14 protein-coding genes are annotated in these 19,459 nt (G+C 72.2%); 6 read left to right on the top strand and 8 right to left on the bottom strand.

Annotated elements, in window-relative coordinates; translation table 11 throughout:
- Nucleotides 1-74 precede the first annotated feature (74 nt).
- Nucleotides 75-1,199: a LacI family DNA-binding transcriptional regulator gene (locus AC3EUV_RS15605; RefSeq protein WP_435603157.1), complete on the bottom strand. Its 1,125-nt coding sequence runs from the start codon at nt 1,197-1,199 to the stop codon at nt 75-77.
- A 173-nt stretch (nt 1,200-1,372) separates the two neighbouring features.
- On the opposite strand from AC3EUV_RS15605, the gene AC3EUV_RS15600 reads away from it, so the two are divergent.
- The gene (locus AC3EUV_RS15600) at nt 1,373-2,404 is read left to right on the top strand and encodes a Gfo/Idh/MocA family protein (protein ID WP_435603156.1); all 1,032 of its coding nucleotides are present in this window, start codon (nt 1,373-1,375) and stop codon (nt 2,402-2,404) included.
- A gap of 49 nt (nt 2,405-2,453) precedes the next feature.
- Here AC3EUV_RS15600 and AC3EUV_RS15595 read toward each other — a convergent pair whose 3' ends face one another.
- Nucleotides 2,454-3,101, bottom strand: coding sequence for a DedA family protein (locus tag AC3EUV_RS15595; protein WP_432140750.1), 648 nt, complete (start codon nt 3,099-3,101; stop codon nt 2,454-2,456).
- A 245-nt stretch (nt 3,102-3,346) separates the two neighbouring features.
- Here AC3EUV_RS15595 and AC3EUV_RS15590 point away from each other — a divergent pair, with 245 nt between their 5' ends.
- Together AC3EUV_RS15590 and AC3EUV_RS15585 are read left to right on the top strand one after the other, a co-directional pair.
- On the top strand, nt 3,347-3,634 hold the full coding sequence (locus tag AC3EUV_RS15590; protein ID WP_432140751.1) for a heavy-metal-associated domain-containing protein: 288 nt from the start codon (nt 3,347-3,349) through the stop codon (nt 3,632-3,634).
- Between the two features lie 4 nt (nt 3,635-3,638).
- On the top strand, nt 3,639-5,903 hold the full coding sequence (locus AC3EUV_RS15585; protein WP_435603155.1) for a heavy metal translocating P-type ATPase: 2,265 nt from the start codon (nt 3,639-3,641) through the stop codon (nt 5,901-5,903).
- A 424-nt stretch (nt 5,904-6,327) separates the two neighbouring features.
- On the opposite strand, the gene AC3EUV_RS15580 is transcribed toward AC3EUV_RS15585, so the two are convergent.
- From AC3EUV_RS15580 to AC3EUV_RS15560, 5 genes are all read right to left on the bottom strand, one after another.
- Nucleotides 6,328-7,617: a citrate synthase gene (locus AC3EUV_RS15580; protein WP_432140753.1), complete on the bottom strand. Its 1,290-nt coding sequence runs from the start codon at nt 7,615-7,617 to the stop codon at nt 6,328-6,330.
- Nucleotides 7,618-7,793: 176 nt separating this feature from the next.
- The gene (recD2, locus tag AC3EUV_RS15575; RefSeq protein WP_432140754.1) at nt 7,794-10,007 is read right to left on the bottom strand and encodes an SF1B family DNA helicase RecD2; all 2,214 of its coding nucleotides are present in this window, start codon (nt 10,005-10,007) and stop codon (nt 7,794-7,796) included.
- A 280-nt stretch (nt 10,008-10,287) separates the two neighbouring features.
- Complete coding sequence (locus AC3EUV_RS15570; protein ID WP_435603154.1) at nt 10,288-11,148, bottom strand: sugar phosphate isomerase/epimerase family protein; 861 nt, start codon at nt 11,146-11,148, stop codon at nt 10,288-10,290.
- Nucleotides 11,145-12,218 carry a dihydrodipicolinate synthase family protein gene (locus tag AC3EUV_RS15565; protein ID WP_432140949.1) on the bottom strand — a complete coding sequence of 358 codons (1,074 nt, stop codon included), beginning with the start codon at nt 12,216-12,218 and terminating at the stop codon, nt 11,145-11,147. The genes AC3EUV_RS15570 and AC3EUV_RS15565 overlap by 4 nt, the downstream gene beginning before the upstream one ends.
- Nucleotides 12,219-12,286: 68 nt before the next feature.
- On the bottom strand, nt 12,287-13,438 hold the full coding sequence (locus AC3EUV_RS15560; RefSeq protein WP_432140756.1) for a Gfo/Idh/MocA family protein: 1,152 nt from the start codon (nt 13,436-13,438) through the stop codon (nt 12,287-12,289).
- Between the two features lie 165 nt (nt 13,439-13,603).
- On the opposite strand from AC3EUV_RS15560, the gene AC3EUV_RS15555 reads away from it, so the two are divergent.
- The 3 genes from AC3EUV_RS15555 to AC3EUV_RS15545 all read left to right on the top strand — a co-directional run bounded on the left by AC3EUV_RS15555 (nt 13,604) and on the right by AC3EUV_RS15545 (nt 17,766).
- A complete protein-coding gene (locus AC3EUV_RS15555; RefSeq protein ID WP_435603153.1) occupies nt 13,604-14,587 on the top strand; it encodes a bifunctional helix-turn-helix transcriptional regulator/GNAT family N-acetyltransferase in 984 nt (327 codons plus the stop codon).
- A gap of 70 nt (nt 14,588-14,657) precedes the next feature.
- Nucleotides 14,658-15,563: a sugar phosphate isomerase/epimerase family protein gene (locus AC3EUV_RS15550; protein ID WP_435603152.1), complete on the top strand. Its 906-nt coding sequence runs from the start codon at nt 14,658-14,660 to the stop codon at nt 15,561-15,563.
- A 349-nt stretch (nt 15,564-15,912) separates the two neighbouring features.
- The gene (locus tag AC3EUV_RS15545; protein WP_435603151.1) at nt 15,913-17,766 is read left to right on the top strand and encodes a glycoside hydrolase family 3 protein; all 1,854 of its coding nucleotides are present in this window, start codon (nt 15,913-15,915) and stop codon (nt 17,764-17,766) included.
- Between the two features lie 105 nt (nt 17,767-17,871).
- Here the strand turns inward: AC3EUV_RS15545 and AC3EUV_RS15540 are convergent, their stop codons facing one another.
- Nucleotides 17,872-19,290 carry a S28 family serine protease gene (locus AC3EUV_RS15540; RefSeq protein WP_432140760.1) on the bottom strand — a complete coding sequence of 473 codons (1,419 nt, stop codon included), beginning with the start codon at nt 19,288-19,290 and terminating at the stop codon, nt 17,872-17,874.
- Nucleotides 19,291-19,459 lie beyond the last annotated feature (169 nt).

Raw genomic sequence — 19,459 nt, 5'->3', positions numbered from 1 at the left:
CCCCGGCTCCGGCGCCCCAGGGCGGCACCGGGGCCCGGGCGGCAGCGCGGCCGGACGCACCCTGCCGCTACGGGTCAATCAGACCGCGGTGCTGCCGTCGAGCCCCTGATCTCCAGTTCCGGGGCGACGAGTTGCTGCCCGGCCGGGGCGTCGGGGCGCTCCATACGGTCGAGGAGGCAGCGTGCCGCGCGCCGGCCGACCTCGTGGCTGGCGTTGTTCACGGAGTTCAGCCAGAGGTGGCGGATGCGGGCGAGGTAGGTGTTGTCGTAGCCGACGAGGGAGAGGTCGGCGGGTATGCGCAGGCCCAACTCCTGGGCCGCGGACAGCGCACCGACACCGGAGATGTCGTTGAACGCGAAGACGGCGGTGGGGCGTTGGGCGGCCGGCGGCCGGGCAACGGGGCGTGCGGGGGCGGACGGTGGGGTGAGGAGCCGCACGGCGGCGCGGTAGCCGCCTTCCTCGGTCCCGTCGCCGCCGGTCACGACGGCGCTCCCGGCCAGGCCGTGGGCGCGCATCGCGGCCTCGAAGCCACGCCGTCGCAGCTCACCGACCAGGCCCTGGCCGGCGATATGGGCGATCCGCCGGTGGCCGAGGCCGATGAGGTGCTCGGTGGCGAGCCGGGCGCCGCGCTCGTCGTCGTTGGCGACGAGGTCGGTGTGCGGCAGCCGGGGTTCGTGGTTGCCGGCGATGACGGTCGGCAGCCGTTCGGCGACCTCGGCGAGGCCGTCGGTGTCCGGGAGGGTACCGACGACGACGAGGCCGTCGACCCGCAGCTCCTGAAAGGTGCGGGCGAAGTCCTGGCCGGCCCGGCGGTCCAGCCGCCCGTCGGCCATCAGCATCCGCAGCCCGTGCGCCTGAAGCAGCGAGTTCAGCCCGTCGAGCACCTCGACGAACCAGGGGTTGCGCATATCGTTCAGCAGCACCCCGACGGTGTGCGTACGGCGGGCGACCAGGCTGCGGGCGGCGGCGTTCGGCCGGTAGCCCAGCTCCTCGATGGCGTCCAGCACGGCCTGCCGCTTGCTGTCGCTGACCCGCCGTGAGCCCTGAAGCACCAGCGAGACCAGCGATTTGGAGACGCCCGCGCGCTCGGCGACTCCACGGATCGTGGGCGGCCGGCCTGCACCCGCACCCGGGCGCACGCCGGTCCGCGCGTCGGCTTGCGCCTCAAGTCGCCCGTTGGACCCGTTGGACCGTTCCATGAACGGAAATCCTTCCATCGGCGCAGGTCGGCGTCAATGCGCAACCTTGCGCCCCTGCAAGGTGGTTGACATGCGGACATCAGGACATGCAGGGTGCGGGTATCGCGGGCAGTTGGACCGTTCCAACACATGGCCCGTTCCAACGCACACAGCCACCGGAAGGGACCCCAGGCATGAAGATCGGTCTGATCGGCACCGGGCGCATCGGCGCGTTCCACGCCGCCACCCTCCGGAGCGTCCCTGGCGTCACCGATGTCGTCGTCGCGGACCTGGACGCCGCGCGGGCCGCCGCGCTGGCGGACACCCTGGGCGTGCGCGCCGCCGCGGGGATCGAGGAGATGTACGCGGACGGCCTGGACGGTGTGGTGATCACCGCCGCGACCAGCGCCCACGCGCCGCTGATCCATCAGGCCCTGGACGCGGGGGTGCCGGTGTTCTGTGAGAAGCCGGTCGCGCTGGATGTGCCCGGCACGGTCGGGGTGGTGGAGCGGGCGCGGGCCGGCACCGTGCCCGTACAGATCGGTTTCCAGCGGCGTTTCGACGCGGGCTATCGGGCCGCCCGGGAGGCGCTGCGCTCCGGCGAGCTGGGCTGGCTGCACACCCTGCGCGCGTGCACCAGCGACCGGACGCCGCCGCCGGCCGGGTATATCCCCACCTCCGGCGGGCTGTTCCGCGATTGCAGCATCCATGACTTCGACATCCTGCGCTGGCTCACCGGCCGTGAGGTGGTCTCGGTGTACGCGCAGGGCGCCAACCGCGGGGCGTCCTTCTTCGCGGACGGCGACGATGTCGACACCTGTGCGGCGCTGCTGCGCTTCGACGACGACACGCTGGCCACGGTGACAGCGACCCGCTACAACGGTGCCGGCCATGACGTCCGGCTGGAGGTGTGCGGTTCCGAGGGGGCCCGCTTCGTGGGGCTGGACGACCGGGCGCCGCTGACGTCCGCGGAGCCGGAGCTGTCGTGGCGGCGGGCGGCCGAGCCGTATGCCACGTTCATGGAGCGCTTCCACGATGCCTACGTCACGGAGCTGGGCGTCTTCGCCGAGGTCGCGGCGGGCCGGGCGCCGAGCCCGTGTGCGCCGGCGGAGGCGCTGGAGGCGCTGTATGTCGCCGAGGCGTGCGAGCGTTCGCGGCGCAGCGGTGAGCCGGTGGCCGTGGCGGATGTCCGGGTCCCGGCCGGCGGCAGTGGTCCGGGGGTGTGAGGGCGCTCGGGGTCGCCGCGGTCCCGGCCGCCGGGCGCCGGTGGGCCCGTCAGGTGGCGGCCACGGAGGATGCCCGGCCGCCGGGTTCCTCGCCGCCGTTGTGGGGGCCGCCGCCCTCGCCTTCGCCGGCGCCTTCCGAGGGGTCGCGCAGGGTGCGGCGGCGGGCGGCCCATTGGATGGCGGCGCCGACCGCGGCGACCGCGCAGGAGACGCCGAAGCCGATGGCGGCGGCGTAGAGCGGGCGGCCGGTGGTGGCGCTGCCGAGGTAGCCGAGGCCGACGGAGTAGGTGGCCCAGGTGGCTTCGGCGATGCCGGCGCCGAGGGCGTATTTGCGGAGCGGGTAGCGCAGCACGCCGGAGGCCAGCGCGCCGGCGATCCGCCCGCTGGGCAGGAACCGTACGGCGATCACGAACGGCAGGCCGTAGCGCTGGATGCGGCCGGAGGTCCAGTCCAGTAGTGCCCGGCGGCGGGGTTTGCGGCGCATCCAGGCCCGTACGGGTCCGCCGAACCGCCGCGCGGCGAGGTACATCAGCAGGTCTCCGAGCAGGGCGCTGCCGGCGACGATCAGCAGGATCAGCGGCAGGAAGAGTTCGCCGCGGGAGGCGAGCACGCCGGCGGAGACCAGCAGGGCGGAGTTGGGGACCAGCGGCGGCAGTGTGGTGAGCACCAGCAGGCCGTAGAGGGCCAGTACGTCCATCCGGCCGCCTCCTCGGATCCGCCCCGAGCCCGTATCCCAAGGCTGACGCGTGGTGGGGCGCGCGGCAACGCGGAGGGGGACCCGTTCGAGCACGGGGTGCGCCGACGGCCTGGATTGATACCCCCTAGGGGTATAGTGTGCTTAAGGTCGGGGGCAGAGGCGGTTGCCGGGGTCTCGCGTGGCACGCTTCGGCACTCCGACACTTGCACCACATGGAACGCATCAGCACCACAAGGAGAGTCCCCATGGCTGAGAACAGCTCCTGCTGCACCCCGGAAGGCTCCTGCCACTCCGGCGGCACCGACGTCGAGGTCGGGGCGGTGACCACCACCTACCGCGTCACCGGCATGACCTGCGGCCACTGCGAGGGTGCGGTGTCGGCGGAGATCGGCGAGATCGCCGGGGTCAGTGCAGTGCAGGCGGTCGCGGCCACCGGCCTGGTGACGGTCACGTCGAAGGCCCCGCTGGACGAGGCGGCCGTCCGGGCGGCCGTCGACGAGGCCGGCTACGAGCTCGTGGGGCAGGCGGCCTGATCCCATGTCCGGGTCCACCGCGGAGGCGCGGGTCGAGCTCGCCATCGGCGGGATGACCTGCGCCTCGTGCGCCGCGCGGGTCGAGAAGAAGCTCAACCGCATGGCCGGCGTGGTGGCCACGGTCAATTACGCGACCGAGAAGGCGCAGGTCTCCTACGGGGCCGGGGTCTCGGTCGGGGATCTGATCGCCACCGTCGAGCGGACCGGCTACACGGCGCGGCCCCCGGCACCGCCGCCGGAGCCCCCCGGGTCGGCCGATGTGGCGCTGGCCGGCGGCGCGGACCTCTACACGGATCAGCGGGCGGATCTGCGCCCCCTGCGGCAGCGGCTGACGGTCTCCGCTGTACTGGCCGTGCCCGTGATCGTGCTGGCCATGGTGCCCGCGCTCCAGTTCCCCTACTGGCAGTGGCTTTCGCTGGTCCTCGCCGCGCCGGTGGTCGTCTGGGGCGGCCTGCCGTTCCACCGGGCCGCCTGGACGAATCTGCGGCACGGCGCCGCCACCATGGACACCCTGGTCTCGCTCGGCACACTGGCCGCGTTCGGCTGGTCGGTGTGGGCGCTGTTCTTCGGCGACGCGGGGATGCCGGGGATGCGGCACGGCTTCGATCTGACCGTGTCCCGTACGGACGCCGGGACCCAGATCTATCTGGAGGCGGCAGCCGGGGTGACGGCGTTTCTGCTGCTCGGGCGGTATCTGGAGGCCCGCTCGAAGCGGCGGGCGGGCGCGGCGCTGCGGGCACTGCTGGAGCTGGGCGCCAAGGACGTGGCCGTCCTCCGGGACGGGCGTGAGGTGCAGATTCCGGTGGCGGAGCTGGCGGTCGGCGACCGTTTCGTGGTCCGGCCCGGGGAGAAGATCGCCACGGACGGGCGGGTGGTGGCGGGCGCGGCCGCGGTGGATACGTCGATGCTGACCGGGGAGTCCGTCCCGGTGGAGGTCGCGCCGGGTGACGGTGTCACGGGTGGGACGGTGAACGCGTCGGGGCGGCTGGAGATCGAGGCCACTTCGGTCGGCGCGGACACCCGGCTGGCCCGTATGGCGCGGCTGGTGGAGGACGCCCAGAACGGGAAGGCCGCGGTGCAGCGGCTGGCCGACCGGGTCTCCGCGGTCTTCGTTCCGGTGGTGCTGCTGATCGCGGCCGGCACCCTGGCGGGCTGGCTGCTGGCGACCGGGGAGGTGACCGCGTCGTTCACCGCCGCGGTGGCGGTCCTGATCATCGCCTGCCCGTGCGCGCTGGGGCTGGCCACGCCGACCGCGCTGATGGTCGGCACCGGGCGCGGCGCCCAGCTCGGCATCCTGATCAAGGGTCCGGAGGTGCTGGAGTCGACCCGCCGGGTGGACACCGTGCTGCTGGACAAGACCGGCACGGTCACCAGCGGCCGGATGCGGCTCCAGGAGGTCGTGGCGGCCCCGGGCGTCGCGGAGGACGAGCTGCTGCGGCTGGCGGGGGCGCTGGAGGACGCCTCGGAGCATCCGGTGGCCCGCGCCCTGGCCGAGGGTGCGGCCCGCCGGGTGGGCGCGCTGCCGGCGGTGGCGGATTTCGGGAATGTGCCGGGGCTGGGGGTGCGCGGGACGGTCGGCGGCCACCGGGTGCTGGCGGGGCGGGCGCGGCTGGCCGAGGAGGCCGGGGCCGTGCTGCCGCCGGAGCTGCGGGAGGCGCTGGCGGCCGCCGCGGCCGCGGGCCGGACGGCCGTGGTGGTGGCCTGGGACGGCCGGGCGCGCGGGGTGCTGACGGTCGCCGACGCGGTGAAGCCGGGCAGCGCGGCGGCGGTGCGGGAGCTGCGCCGGCTGGGGATGACCCCGGTGCTGCTGACCGGTGACCACGAGGCCGTCGCGGCGGCGGTGGCTGCCGAGGTCGGGATCGACGAGGTGATCGCCGGGGTGCTGCCCGAGGGCAAGGTGGCGGTGGTGGAGCGGCTGCGGGCCCGGGGCCGTACGGTCGCGATGGTCGGTGACGGGGTCAATGACGCGGCCGCGCTGGCCACCGCGGATCTGGGGCTGGCGATGGGGACCGGCACGGATGCCGCGATCGAGGCCGGTGATCTCACGCTCGTGCGGGGTGATCTGCGGGTGGCGGCGGATGCCGTCCGGCTGGCGCGGGCCACGCTCGGCACGATCAAGGGGAATCTGTTCTGGGCGTTCGGCTACAACGTCGCGGCGCTGCCGCTGGCCGCGGCCGGACTGCTCAACCCGATGATCGCGGGTGCGGCGATGGCCTTCTCGTCGGTCTTCGTGGTCATGAACAGTCTGCGGCTACGAAATTTCACATAGCCCTTACAACTGACACAACACCCATACCGCAGGGCCTCGATCTCCAGATGGGATCCCTTGACCGCATTCGCCCCCATATGGCAAGAGACCCAGATCACACTCATGGGAACGTAACCATTGAGGGGGGTCGTGAGTCTAACCGGGCAGTGCAGGCACCCCGGCGGGGCTTGCACTGCAACAGCCGTGCTGGTCTTGGGGGATCGTGCCCGGCTACGCGTGGCCGGGGCGACGTGCCCGGGGAGCTTTGAGCGGCCCTCCCGAACGTGCGCGTCCCGGCAGATCGCGGTGCAACCCGGAACGCCCGGACGGATCCCGTGGGGGGAATCCAACCGGGACACGGGAAGCGCCCCGCACTCTGGACCCGTGGGGGGATCCGGAGGCGGGGCGCTTCTTTATGCCTGCGGGCTGCCTCGGAGGGCAGCGGTCAGCGCTGCTCGACCGGCACGAAGTCGCGCTCGACGGCGCCGGTGTAGATCTGCCGCGGGCGGCCGATGCGGGAGCCGGGCTCCTTGATCATCTCGTGCCACTGGGCGATCCAGCCGGGCAGCCGGCCGAGCGCGAAGAGCACGGTGAACATCTCGGTGGGGAAGCCCATCGCCCGGTAGATCAGACCGGTGTAGAAGTCCACGTTCGGGTAGAGCTTGCGCTCGACGAAGTAGTCGTCGGAGAGCGCGTGCTCCTCCAGCTTCAGGGCGATGTCCAGCAGCTCGTCGGACTTGCCGAGCGCGGAGAGGACATCGTGCGCCGCCGCCTTGATGATCTTCGCGCGGGGGTCGAAGTTCTTGTAGACGCGGTGCCCGAAGCCCATGAGCTTCACGCCGTCTTCCTTGTTCTTCACCTTGCGGATGAAGGAGTCGACGTCGCCACCGTCGCGCTGGATGCCTTCCAGCATCTCCAGCACGGACTGGTTGGCACCACCGTGCAGGGGACCCCACAGGGCGCTGATACCGGCCGAGATCGAGGCGAAGAGGTTCGCCTGCGAGGAGCCGACCAGGCGGACCGTGGAGGTGGAGCAGTTCTGCTCGTGGTCGGCGTGCAGGATCAGCAGCTTGTCCAGGGCGCTGACCACGACCGGGTCGAGGTCGTAGTCCGCGGCGGGCACCGAGAAGGTCATCCGCAGGAAGTTCTCGACGTACCCGAGGTCGTTGCTCGGGTAGACGACCGGGTGGCCGACCGACTTCTTGTAGGCGTACGCCGCGATCGTCGGGAGCTTGGCCAGCAGCCGGATCGTGGAGATGTGCCGCTGCTGCTCGTCGAACGGGTTGTGGCTGTCCTGGTAGAAGGTCGACAGCGCGCTGACGACCGACGACAGCATCGCCATCGGGTGGGCGTCCCGGGGGAAGCCGTCGTAGAAGCGCTTGACATCCTCGTGCAGCAGGGTGTGGTAGGTGATGTCCTGCTTGAAGTTCGCCAGCTCATCGACGGTGGGCAGCTCGCCGTTGATGAGGAGGTACGCGGTCTCGACGAACGTGCTGCGCTCTGCAAGCTGCTCGATCGGGTACCCGCGGTAACGAAGAATGCCGTTCTCACCGTCGAGATAGGTGATCGCGGATTTATACGCCGCGGTGTTGCCGTAACCGGAATCCAGGGTCACCAGACCGGTCTGGGCGCGCAGCTTCGAGATATCGAAGCCCTTGTCGCCAACAGTGCTGTCGACGACCGGGTAGCTGTATTCGCCGTCCCCGTAACGCAGTACTACAGAGTTGTCGCTCACGTCATCCCTCACCGACGTTGTGCCTCTTCTTCGAGGTGCCCTGACTGCCTATACCTTCCCCCATTTGGGCCTTGGATGTGCACTCGGGGTCGGCCATAGGGCCTGTCTGCGGCACTCAGTGCCGCCTGAGCGCCCATCCTGCCCCTCTTCGCCCCGAATGGGAAAGAGGGGTGACATCACATCGCACCGGCGAGCCGGTGATCGAGCGCCGTACACCGCCGACCGGCGGATACCGTGCGGACGGCCTGTCCCAGGGCTTTCCGGGAGCCGACCAGCACCACCAAACGCTTTGCCCGGGTCACGGCGGTATACAGCAGATTGCGCTGAAGCATCATCCAGGCACTGGTGGTGACCGGAATCACCACCGCTGGATACTCACTACCCTGCGAGCGATGGATCGTCACGGCATAGGCATGGGCGAGTTCATCGAGTTCGTCGAAGTCGTAGGGAACCTCCTCGTCCTCGTCGGTGCGCACGGTCAGCCGCTGCTCGTCGGAGTCCAGTGCGGTGACCACCCCGACCGTGCCGTTGAAGACGCCGTTGCGGCCCTTTTCATAATTGTTCCTGATCTGAGTGACCTTGTCGCCGACACGGAAGACCCGGCCGCCGAAGCGGCGCTCGGGCAGGTCGGGGCGGGCGGGGGTGACGGCCTGCTGGAGCAGACCGTTCAGCGCGCCGGCGCCGGCCGGGCCGCGGTGCATCGGGGTGAGCACCTGGACGTCCCGGCGCGGGTCGAGACCGAACTTCGCCGGGATGCGGCGGGCCACGACATCCACCGTGAGCCGCCCGGCCTCTTCGGCGTCCTCCTCGGCGAACAGGAAGAAGTCCGTCATTCCGGACGTCAGGGGCGGGGTGCCGGAGTTGATGCGGTGGGCGTTGGTGACCACCCCGGACTGCTGAGCCTGACGGAAGATCCTGGTCAGCCGGACCGCCGGCACCGGGCCGGACCCGTCGAGGAGATCGCGCAGCACCTCTCCGGCGCCCACCGACGGGAGCTGGTCGACGTCCCCGACCAGCAGCAGATGGGCGCCCGGCGGCACCGCCTTGACCAGCTTGTTGGCGAGCAGCAGATCCAGCATCGAGGCCTCGTCGACGACCACCAGATCGGCGTCCAGCGGCCGGTCCGCGTCGTAGGCGGCGTCCCCGCCCGGCTTGAGCTCCAGGAGGCGGTGGACCGTGGAGGCCTCCGCCCCGGTCAGCTCCGAGAGCCGCTTGGCCGCCCGGCCCGTGGGCGCCGCCAGCACGACCGTGGCCTTCTTGGCGCGGGCCAGCTCGACGACGGAGCGGACCGTGAAGGACTTGCCGCAGCCGGGGCCGCCGGTGAGCACCGCGACCTTCTGCGTCAGCGCCAGCCGCACCGCCTGCTGCTGCTCGGGGGCGAGCTCGGCGCCCGTACGCCGGGCCAGCCACGCCAGCGCCTTGTCCCAGTCGACGTCCCGGAAGGCCGGCATCCGGTCCTCGTCCGTGCGCAGCAGCCGGGTCAGCCGGCCGGCCAGGGAGATCTCGGCGCGGTGGAACGGCACCAGATAGACGGCGGTGACCGGCGGCGCGCCGTCCGCACCGCCCGGTACCTGCTCGCGGACCACGCCCTCCGGGTCGGCGGCCAGCTCGCCCAGGCAGTCGATGACCAGGCCGGTGTCCACCTGGAGCAACTTCACCGCGTCGGCGATCAGTTGCTCCTCGGGGAGGAAGCAGTGGCCCTGGTCGGTGGACTGCGACAGGGCGTACTGGAGGCCCGCCTTGACCCGGTCCGGGCTGTCGTGCGGAATGCCCACGGACTGCGCGATGCGGTCGGCGGTCAGGAAGCCGATGCCCCAGACGTCGGCGGCCAGGCGGTAGGGCTCGTTGCGGGTGACGGAGATGGCGGCGTCGCCGTATTTCTTGTAGATCCGCACCGCGATGGAGGTGGACACGCCGACGCCCTGGAGGAAGACCATGACCTCCTTGATGGCCTTCTGCTCCTCCCACGCCGCGCCGATCAGCTTCGTCCGCTTGGGGCCCAGGCCCGGTACCTCGACGAGGCGGCCGGGCTCGCGCTCGATGATGTCGAGGGTGTCCGTGCCGAAGTGCTCGACGATACGGTCCGCGATCCGCGGGCCGATGCCCTTGATGAGGCCGGAGCCCAGATAGCGGCGGATGCCCTGGATCGTGGCGGGCAGGACGGTGGTGTAGTTCTCGACCGTGAACTGCTTGCCATATTGCGGGTGGGAGCCCCAGCGGCCCTCCATGCGCAGCGACTCGCCGGGCTGCGCGCCGAGCAGTGCGCCGACGACGGTCAGCAGATCGCCGGAGCCGCGGCCGGTGTCGACCCGCGCGACCGTGTAGCCGTTCTCCTCATTGGCGTAGGTGATCCGCTCCAGGACCCCTTCGATCACGGCTGTGTTGACCATGCACCGACCGTACCGCCGGGGTCTGACACCGCGCGGGTCCGGCGGCGCGCCGGGCCGGAACGCCGGCTTCCCATCGAGGGGCCCGTCCGATGGTCGGGCCCCTCGATTCCCCCTCCATGCCGGCCCCGGATCCCCCCGGATCCCTCCCCTTTTCGGGACCAACGTCAGCTATGACCTTTACGGGCGGCCAACGGTTGCACACTTCCGCGGAGTTATTTCCCGGGCGGTAGAGGGGCGGCTCCCCCGGTCGTCCGGCGGTCGTCCGGCGATCGTCCGGCGGTCAGCCGACGTGCGTCCGGAAGCGCCGCACGACCTCGGCCAGGACCTCGGCGCCATCCCGGGCCCACAGCGCCGGGTTGAAGATCTCCACCTCGACCGGCCCCCGGTAGCCGGCCGTCTCGACCCGCTCCCGGAACCACCGCAGATCCACCGAGCCGTCCCCGAGCTGCCCGCGCCCCAGCAGGACGCCTTCGGGCAGCGGGGTGACCCAGTCGGCGAGCTGGAAGGCGGCGATCCGGGAACCGGCCGCGCCGCCGGTGCCGCCCGCGCGCCCGATCTGCGTGCCGACCGTGTCGTCCCACCACAGGTGGTAGGTGTCCACGACCACCCCGACCCGGTCGGCGGGGAACCGTTCGGCGAGGTCCAGGGCCTGGGCGAGGGTGGAGACCACGCACCGGTCCGCGGCGTACATCGGGTGCAGCGGTTCGAGCGCCAGGCGCACGCCCCGCTCGGCGGCATACGGGGCCAACTCGCCCAGCGCGTCCGCGATCCGCTCCCGGGCGCCGGCCAGGTCCCGGCTGCCGGGCGGCAGTCCGCCGGAGACCAGGACCAGGGCGTCGGTCCCGAGGGCGGCCGCCTCGTCGAGGGCGGCCCGGTTGTCGTCCAGGGCGGCGGCCCGCTCGCCCGGGTCCAGGGCGGTGAAGAACCCGCCCCGGCACAGGCTGCTGACCCGCAGCCCGGCGTCCCGTATCAGCCGGGCGGCCGCGGCCACTCCGTACTGCTGCACGGGTGCGCGCCACAGGCCCACGCCCCGTACGCCGGCGCGTGCGCAGCCGTCGGCCAGTTGGGGCAGCGACCACTGGCGGACGGTCTCCTGGTTGAGGCTGAGACGGTCGAGGAGTGACGGGGTGCCGTGGCTCATGCGCCGTCTCCCCCGTACACCGCGAGCAGGGTGCGCATCCGGTGGGCGGCGCGCTCCGGGTCCGGGAACAGGCCGAGGGCGTCGGCCAGTTGGTGGGCGCGCCGCAGATGCGGCAGCGAACGGGCCGACTGGCGGCCGCCGATCATGGTGAAGTGCGGCTGGTGACCGGCCAGCCAGGCCAGCAGGACCACACCGGTCTTGTAGTGGCGGGTGGGTGCCGCGAAGAGGTGCCGGGCGAGCGTGACGGTGGGGTCCAGGGCGGCCCGGAATCCCGCGGTGTCCCCGGTGTCGAGGCGGCGGACGGCCGCCGCGGCCAGGGGGGCGAGCGGGTCGAAGACGCCCAGCAGGGCATCGCTGAAGCCGTGTGTGTCGCCCGCGATCAGCTCGGGGTAGTGGAAGTCGTCGCCGGTGTAGCACCGTACGTCCGGGGGCAGTTGGCGGCGCAGCCGTACCTCCCGGGCGGGGTCCAGCAGGGAGATCTTGACGCCGTCCACCTTGCCGGGGTGGTCGGCGACGATGGCGAGGAGCGTCCCGGTGGCGGCGTCGGGTTCCGCGCTGCCCCAGTAGCCCGCCAGCGCCGGGTCGAACATCGGGCCGAGCCAGTGCAGGACGGCCGGCCGGGTGGTCTGGCGGAGCAGGTGGCCGTAGAGCTCGCGGTAGTCGTCCGGGCCGGTGGCGGCCGCGGCGAGCTGACGGGACGCCATCAGGACGGGCCGGGCGCCGGCCGCCTCGACGGTGCCGAGCTGTTCCTCGTACGCGTCCCGGATCTCGGCCAAGGAGGCGCCGTGGGCGGGGAGTTGGTCGGTGCCGGCGCCGCAGGCGAGCAGTCCGCCGACCGCGCGTGCCTCGGCGGCGGAGCGGCGGATCAGCTCGGCGGCGGCGCCCCAGTCCAGGCCCGCGCCGCGCTGCGCGGTGTCCATCGCCTCGGCCACGCCCAGGCCGTGCGCCCACAGGTGGCGCCGGAAGGCGAGGGTGGTGTCCCAGTCGACGGCGGCCGGGCCGTCCGGGGTGGTGTCGGCGTGTGGATCGGCGACCACATGGGCGGCGGCGAAGACCGTACGGGAGCGCAAGGGGGGCGGCGCGGAAGGGGGCGGGGATACGGGGTCCGGCGCGGAACGGGAGGGGAGCGCCGGGGCGTTCACCGGCTCAGCTCCGGTACGTCCAGGCGGCGTCCCTCCGCCGAGGACCGCCGCGCCAGTTCTGCGAGCTGGACGCCGCGCGCGCCCGCCGCCAGGTCCCAGCGCCAGGGCTCGTCGCGTACGACATGCCGGAGGAACAGCTCCCACTGGACCTTGAACCCGTTGTCGAAGTCGGCGTTGTCGGGGACCTCCTGCCACTGCTCTCGGAACGGTTCGGGCGCCGGGACGTCGGGGTTCCAGACGGGCTTGGGGGTGCCGGCGCGGTGCTGGATGCGGCAGTGGCGCAGTCCGGCGACGGCCGAGCCCTCGGTGCCGTCCACCTGGAATTCCACGAGTTCGTCGCGGTGCACCCGGACCGCCCAGGAGGAGTTGATCTGCGCGACGATGCCGCCGGCCAGTTCGAAGATGCCGTAGGCGGCGTCGTCGGCGGTGGCGTCGTACGGGGTGCCCGACTCGTCCCAGCGGCGCGGGATGTGGGTGGTGAGGTGCGCCTGGACGCTTCTGACCGGCCCGAACAGTTCGTGCAGGAGGTACTCCCAGTGCGGGAACATATCGGCCGCGATGCCGCCGCCCTCCTCGGCGCGGTAGTTCCAGGAGGGGCGCTGCGCCGGCTGGGTGTCCCCTTCGAAGACCCAGTAGCCGAACTCGCCCCGTACGGACAGGATGCGGCCGAAGAAGCCGCTCTCGACGAGGCGGCGGAGTTTGCGGAGGCCGGGCAGGAAGAGCTTGTCCTGGACGACACCGTTCTTGACGCCCGCCTCCTGGGCCAGCCGGGCCAGCGTCAGGGCGCCGGCGAGGCCGCCCGCGGTGGGCTTCTCGACGTACAGATGCTTTCCGGCGGCGATCGCCTTGCCCACCGCTTCCTCGCGGGCGGCGGTGATCTGGGCGTCGAAGTAGACGTCGATGGTGTCGTCGCCCAGTACGGAGTCGAGGTCGCAGCTCCAGTGCTCCACGCCGTGGCGGTCGGCCAGCGCCCGCAGTTTGTGCGCGGAGCGGCCGACGAGGACGGGCTCGGGCCGGATCCGGGTCCCGTCGGCGAGCTCCAGGCCGCCCTGGTCGCGCAGGGCCAGGACGGAGCGGACCAGATGCTGGCGGTGTCCCATGCGTCCGGTGACGCCGTTCATGGCGATGCGTACGGTCGTGTGTGGCACGGCCCGGCCTCCCTCGCTCGCGGCGGGTGGGGAGCGTCTGGCGGTACGTACTCTCCCGCGAGGACGCTAGCCCGCAGGCGGGGTTATCAACAGGGTGCGAAATTGCCGTGCGCGGTGCGGCCTCCTTCGCTTATCCTTGACTCAGTCAAGGGTGAGGGGTCGACGATGACAACCGGGACGGCATCCGACATGACATCCGGCGCGGCGCGCGAGGCCGCGCCCGAGGTCCGCGAGCTGCGCAGATTCAACCGCTTCTACACGAACCTGATCGGCGCCCTCGACTACGGGCGGCATCTCTACACCCCGTTCACCCTCACCGAGGCCCGAGTGCTCTACGAGGTCGCGCACCACGAGCGGGTGGACGCCGCGGATCTGCGGGCCTCGCTGTCGTTGGACGCCGGCTATCTGAGCAGGCTGCTCGGCAAGTTCGAGGACCGCGAGCTGATCACCCGCGGCAGGTCCGAGCAGGATCCCCGCCGGCAGCGCATCACGCTGACCGACGGCGGCCGGGAGGCGGCCGGCCTGCTGGAGGAGCGCTCGCAGGACGCCGCCGGGTCGCTGCTGGAGCGGCTCCCGGACGAGGACCGGGCCCGGCTGGTGGACTCGATGCGGACCATCCGTGCCCTGCTCGGTGAGGGTGCGGAAGCGCCGCCCCAGGGCCGGGCGGCCGAGGTGACGCTGCGCACGGCGCGCCCCGGGGACCTCGGCTGGATGGTCGAGCGCAACGCCGCCCTCTACGCCGCCGAGTACGGCTTCGATCTGAGCTATGAGGCGCTGGTGGCCCGGATCATCGCGGAGTACGCCGAGGGCTTCGACCCGCGGTGGGACCGCACCTGGATAGCGGAGCTGGACGGGCGCCGGGCGGGCGCGGTGATGTGTGTACGGGACGAGCGGCCCGGGGTGGCCCGGCTGCGGCTGCTGCTGGTGGAGCCGGACGCCCGCGGGCACGGGGTGGGGCATCAACTCGTCGATGCCTGCGTGGAGTTCGCCCGGGAGGCCGGATACGGCGAGATGGTGCTGTGGACCAACTCCGTCCTCGGCGCGGCCCGCCGTATCTATCAGCGGGCCGGGTTCGAGCTGGTCGCCGAGTCGGCGCACCACAGCTTCGGGCAGGACCTGGTCGGCCAGGACTGGCGGCTGGTCCTGTGATGCGCCGGGCATTGCGGGCAGGGTGGAAGGGACGGACGACGATGGTGTGAACCACGAGGAGGAGCCAGGCATGGTCAGCACCGGCAACGCACCCGGTACCGCCCCCGCGATGCGCTTCGCTTTCTCCACTCTCGGTGTGCCCGGCATGCCGGTGGCCGACGTGCTGCGGCTGGCCACCGACACCGGATATCAGGGCGTGGAGCTGCGGGCCCATCCGGAGGAACCGGTGCATCCGCTGATCGGGATGCGGGAACGGGCCGCGGTGCGCGAGCAGTTCGCGGACGCCGGGGTCGAGATCCTGGCCGTCGCCGGTTACGCCCGGGTGGCCGCGGCCCGGGACGCGGCGGGCGAGGAGGAGCTGGCGCAGGAGCTGAGCGAGCTGGTGTGGCTCGCCGCCGATCTGGGGGCGCCGTATGTCCGGGTCTTCCCCGGCGGCGGGGAGCGCCCGGCGGACGAGGCGGACGCGGATGCCGCCCGCCGGCTCGCCGCGGTGGCCCCGCTCGCGGCCGAACGCGGCGTCCGGGTGCTCCTGGAGACCCATGACTCGCACCGTACGGGCGCGGATGCCGCCCGGGTGCTGGGCCCCGTGGGCCACCGTCAGATCGGGGCGCTCTGGGATGTGCTGCACAGCTGGCTCGGTGGCGAGGAGCCGGCCGACACCCATGCCGCGCTCGCCCCGCATCTGGGCTATGTCCAGGTCAAGGACGTCGCCTCGGCCGAGGACCGCACACCGGTCCCGCTCGGTGTCGGCGCCGTGCCGCTGGCCGCCGCCCTGGACACCCTGGGCCGGCCCCCCGCCGGTGCCCACGGCCCGGTACCGGCCCCCGAGGGCACCTATGACCAGGGCGCGGGCGGCTGGCTGTGCTGGGAGTACGAGAAGCGCTGGTACCCCGGGGCGGCCGACTTCCCCGCCCTGCTGGCCCCGGGCCGCGCCCATCTCCAGCGGCTCCTGGAAGACGGGCCCGCGGCTTCCTGAGTCGGGGTGTGGCGGGCGGCGGCGGATCCGGACCGGCCGGCCGGCCGCACGCCGTCGCCCGCCTGCCCCGCGTCTTCGTCGGCCTACCCGCACGCCGCCGCCCAGCGCCTTCGCCGTCGCCCACCCGGCCCCGCGCCCTGGCCGCTCCACCCCGCACGCCCCCCACCTCCTCCGGTCGCGCCCCGCCACGGCCCCGCACCCCGACGCCCCATCACACATCCCCCGCCGCCGCGCAATAGCTGGGCGCCACCACGGATCGCGTCATTGACCGACAATAGTTTTCCGGCTATCCGTGTCTCCTTGGAAGTTTCCTTCAATGAGCCGAGGAAGCCCTCCGGAAGGAGCGCAGATGCACTCCAGACGTACCGTCCTGACCACCGCGGCCGCCGCGGCCGCCGCTGCCACGGGCGCGGGTGCCGGCCCCGCGCACGGCACGGCCCCCGGCATCGGACACCGGCCCGCCGTCCCGGCCCCGTCCCCGGCCCCGTCCGCCGCCACCCGGGCCCGGCTGCGCCGCCTCATCTCCCGTATGACTCCGGAGGAAAAGGTCGGCCAGCTCTTCGTCATGCGGGTCTACGGGCACTCCGCCACCGACCCCGACCCGGCCGATGCCGCCGCGAACCAGAAGGAGATCGGCGTCGCCAACGCCGCCGAGCTGATCGCCAAGTACCACGTCGGCGGCATCATCTACTTCGGCTGGGCGCACAACACCCGTGAGCCGCACCAGATCGCCGATCTCTCCAACGGCATCCAGCAGGCCGCCGCCGCCCAGCGCGTCCCCGTGCCGGTGCTGATCTCCACCGACCAGGAGCACGGCATAGTGGCCCGCGTCGGTGCGCCCGCGACGCTGTTCCCCGGGGCGATGGCGCTGGGCGCGGGCGGCTCCCGCGACGATGCCCGTACGGCGGCCCGGATCGCCGGCGAGGAGCTGTTCGCCCTGGGCATCCGGCAGGACTACGCGCCGGACGCCGATGTCAATGTCAACCCCGCCAACCCGGTCATCGGTGTGCGCTCCTTCGGCGCGGACCCGCAGGCCGTGGCCCGTATGGTCGCCGCCGAGGTGAAGGGCTATCAGGGCGCCGGGATCGCCTCCTGTGCCAAGCACTTCCCCGGGCACGGCGACACCGACACCGACAGCCATGTCGGGCTGCCGTACATCCACCACAGTGCCGAGGAGTGGGAGCGGCTGGACGCGCCGCCCTTCCAGGCCGCGATCGCCGCCGGTATCGATTCGATCATGACGGCGCATATCGTGGTGCCCGCCTTCGACCCGAGCGAGGACCCGGCCACCCTCTCCCGCCCGATCCTCACCGGCATCCTGCGTGAACGCCTCGGCTACAACGGTGTGGTGGTGACCGACTCCCTCGGGATGGAGGGCGTACGGGTGAAGTACGGCGACGCCCGGGTACCGGTGCTGGCCCTCAAGGCCGGGGTCGACCAGCTGCTGAACCCGCCGGACCTGGCCGTCGCGCACGGTGCCGTGCTCACCGCGCTCAAGGAGGGTGAGCTGGCCGAGCGGGACCTCGACGCGAAGCTGCTGCGCATTCTGCTGCTCAAGGAGAAGCGCGGACTCTTCAAGGACCCGTACACCACCCACCGGGCCGTCGACCGGGTGGTGGGCACCCGCGCCCACCTCACCACCGCCGACCGGATCGCGGACCGCACCACCACGCTGCTGCGCAACGACACCGGCATCCTGCCGCTGTCCCGGCTCCGGGAGCGCCGGGTGCTGGTGGCCGGCGTCGACGCGGCCGCGCCGTCCGGGACCGGCGGTCCGCCCACCACGGTGCTGGCGCGGGCGCTCACCGAGCTGGGCTTCACGGCCACCGCCCTGTCCACGGGCCAGACGCCGAACCAGCAGCGGATCGACGAGGCGGTGGCGGCGCTCCGCGAGCGGGACGCGGTGGTGGTGGCCACCTACAACGTGACCGCGTCCTCCGGCCAGCGGAAGCTGGTCGAGGCGCTGCTCGCCACGGGTAAGCCGGTGGTGCAGCTGGCGGTCCGCAACCCGTATGACATCGCCCAGTTGAGCGGGGTCACGGCGGCCCTGGCCAGCTATTCCTGGACCGATGTGGAGCTGCGGGCGGCGGCCCGGGTGATCGCCGGGCGGCGGAGTCCGGCGGGCCGGCTGCCCGTCCCCATAATGCGCGCCGACGCCCCGACCCGGGCGCTCTACCAGATCGGCCACGGGCTGACCTACTGAGCCGCCCGGACCCGGCGCGCTCCCCCGGTCCCTCGGGGAGCGCGCCGTTCGGTCCGTCACCGCACCGCGGCCGCGGGACGCCGCGGCCCGCGGTGGGTGGCGGACTCAGGGCCGCAGCAGCGGCATCCGCCGGATCTCCTGCTTGTCCAGCTTCTTGTTGTCCGGGGCCAGCGGGGTGGGCTTGCCGGCCGGGGCCTGGACACCGGCCCAGTCGAGAAGCTCGGCGGTGGCCTTGGTGCGGTCGGCCTCCTTCAGCTTCGCGATGTTCGAGCCGTGGTTGCCGCCGGGCACGGTGAAGACATAGGAGTCCCGGGCGCCCTTGCCGACCTCGAAGTGCTCCGAACTCCACGGGTCGTACTCACCGTTGACGAACATCATCCGCTGTGCGTGGTGGCGCACCCAGCGGTCGACGTCGGGCATGGCGCGCCGGTCGAAGCGCATCGGGATGTCCTTCGGCACGAACGACCGGGAGTTGTTGATGCCGGGGTACTTCAGCAGACCGGACAGCTGCGGGTAGCCGTAGCCGGGCTCTCCGAGCTGGGTGCCCGCCTGGTAGTAGTACGGCGTGTACGGCTCCATGCCCTGGTCGGTGTAGCTGTCGAAGCCGCCGACCGTGTCCATCCACTTCCACAACTCGTCGGTGGAGACGGTGGGCTTGGGCACCTCGGCGCAGGCGGTCTCGGCCGGCTGGTACTGCCAGAACCCGAACACCAGGTCCGTGACCATGACTTCGTAGGCCCGGTCCGCGTTGCCGACCTTGGTGAAGGTCTGCTTCTCCTTGTCGGCCCACTTCTGGAAGCGCTTGACCATCTCCCCGCGGCGGATCAGGGCCTCCCGCTCGATGGCGGTGAGGGCGGTGCGGCACTTCTCGGTGCCGACGGTGCGGAAGAAGCGGTCGTACGCGGAGTCCTCGTCGTTGCGTACGTCATTGGGCGCGACATAGGCGACGGTGCCGTTCATGTCGTGCGGGAAGAAGCGGCGGTAGTACGTGGCGGTCATACCGCCCTTGCTGCCGCCGGTGTCGATCCAGTTCTTGCCGTAGATACGGTGCAGCGCCCGGAAGATACGGTGCTGGTCGTTGGCGGCCTGCCGGATGTCCAGCTTCTTCCAGTCGGTGGGCGTGGGCCGCGACGGGGTGAAGTACCGGTATTCCATCGAGACTTGATTGCCGTCGATGATCTTGGTGGGTTCGCTGCGGGACGGCGTGGTGCTCACGTTGTACCCGGAGGTGAAGAACACCGTCGGCCGGTCCACCGACTTGTGCAGCAGGGTCAGTCGCTGCTGGAAGGTCCCCTTCGAGGGGTGCCGGTGGTCAACCGGCTGGGTGTAATTCAAAACGAAGTAGCGGTAGCCGTCGACCGGCTTTTCCTCGATGAGGCTCATCCCCGGAATCGCCAGGATCCGGTCCTTGATGTCCTCGGTCTTCGGCTCGGCGGCGGTGGCCGCTCCTGCCGAAGCACTGCCGGCTCCCGCCGTGCCTATGAGCACCGCGAGCGACAGCAGCCATCTGGTGGCCTTGCGCATGCACCCTCCCCTTGGGATAGCAAAGGTCGGGCTGAACCTATCGGCGCGGCGGGGGTGCCACCAGCCCTCGGCGCCGTTCGGCGGATCGGCCGTCCGGCGGAACGCGGGCCTCCGCGGGCCTCCGGACAGTCCCCGGGCTCCTGCGGCCGGGGACCGTCCCGTCCGGGGG

It is taken from the genome of Streptomyces sp. bgisy130 (assembly GCF_057708345.1).
The sequence above is the reverse complement of the archived record's forward strand: the minus strand, read 5'-3'. Positions and strand labels throughout refer to the sequence as shown.

Bases quoted from the DNA above. Each gene is read 5' to 3' on its own strand.
- AC3EUV_RS15585 (WP_435603155.1), top strand. From the start codon at position 3,639: ATGTCCGGGTCCACCGCGGAGGCGCGGGTCGAGCTCGCCATCGGCGGG.
- AC3EUV_RS15555 (WP_435603153.1), top strand. From the start codon at position 13,604: ATGACAACCGGGACGGCATCCGACATGACATCCGGCGCGGCGCGCGAG.
- recD2 (WP_432140754.1), bottom strand. From the start codon at position 10,007: ATGGTCAACACAGCCGTGATCGAAGGGGTCCTGGAGCGGATCACCTAC.
- AC3EUV_RS15600 (WP_435603156.1), top strand. From the start codon at position 1,373: ATGAAGATCGGTCTGATCGGCACCGGGCGCATCGGCGCGTTCCACGCC.
- AC3EUV_RS15595 (WP_432140750.1), bottom strand. From the start codon at position 3,101: ATGGACGTACTGGCCCTCTACGGCCTGCTGGTGCTCACCACACTGCCG.
- AC3EUV_RS15590 (WP_432140751.1), top strand. From the start codon at position 3,347: ATGGCTGAGAACAGCTCCTGCTGCACCCCGGAAGGCTCCTGCCACTCC.
- AC3EUV_RS15605 (WP_435603157.1), bottom strand. From the start codon at position 1,199: ATGGAACGGTCCAACGGGTCCAACGGGCGACTTGAGGCGCAAGCCGAC.
- AC3EUV_RS15570 (WP_435603154.1), bottom strand. From the start codon at position 11,148: ATGAGCCACGGCACCCCGTCACTCCTCGACCGTCTCAGCCTCAACCAG.
- AC3EUV_RS15545 (WP_435603151.1), top strand. From the start codon at position 15,913: ATGCACTCCAGACGTACCGTCCTGACCACCGCGGCCGCCGCGGCCGCC.
- AC3EUV_RS15540 (WP_432140760.1), bottom strand. From the start codon at position 19,290: ATGCGCAAGGCCACCAGATGGCTGCTGTCGCTCGCGGTGCTCATAGGC.
- AC3EUV_RS15550 (WP_435603152.1), top strand. From the start codon at position 14,658: ATGGTCAGCACCGGCAACGCACCCGGTACCGCCCCCGCGATGCGCTTC.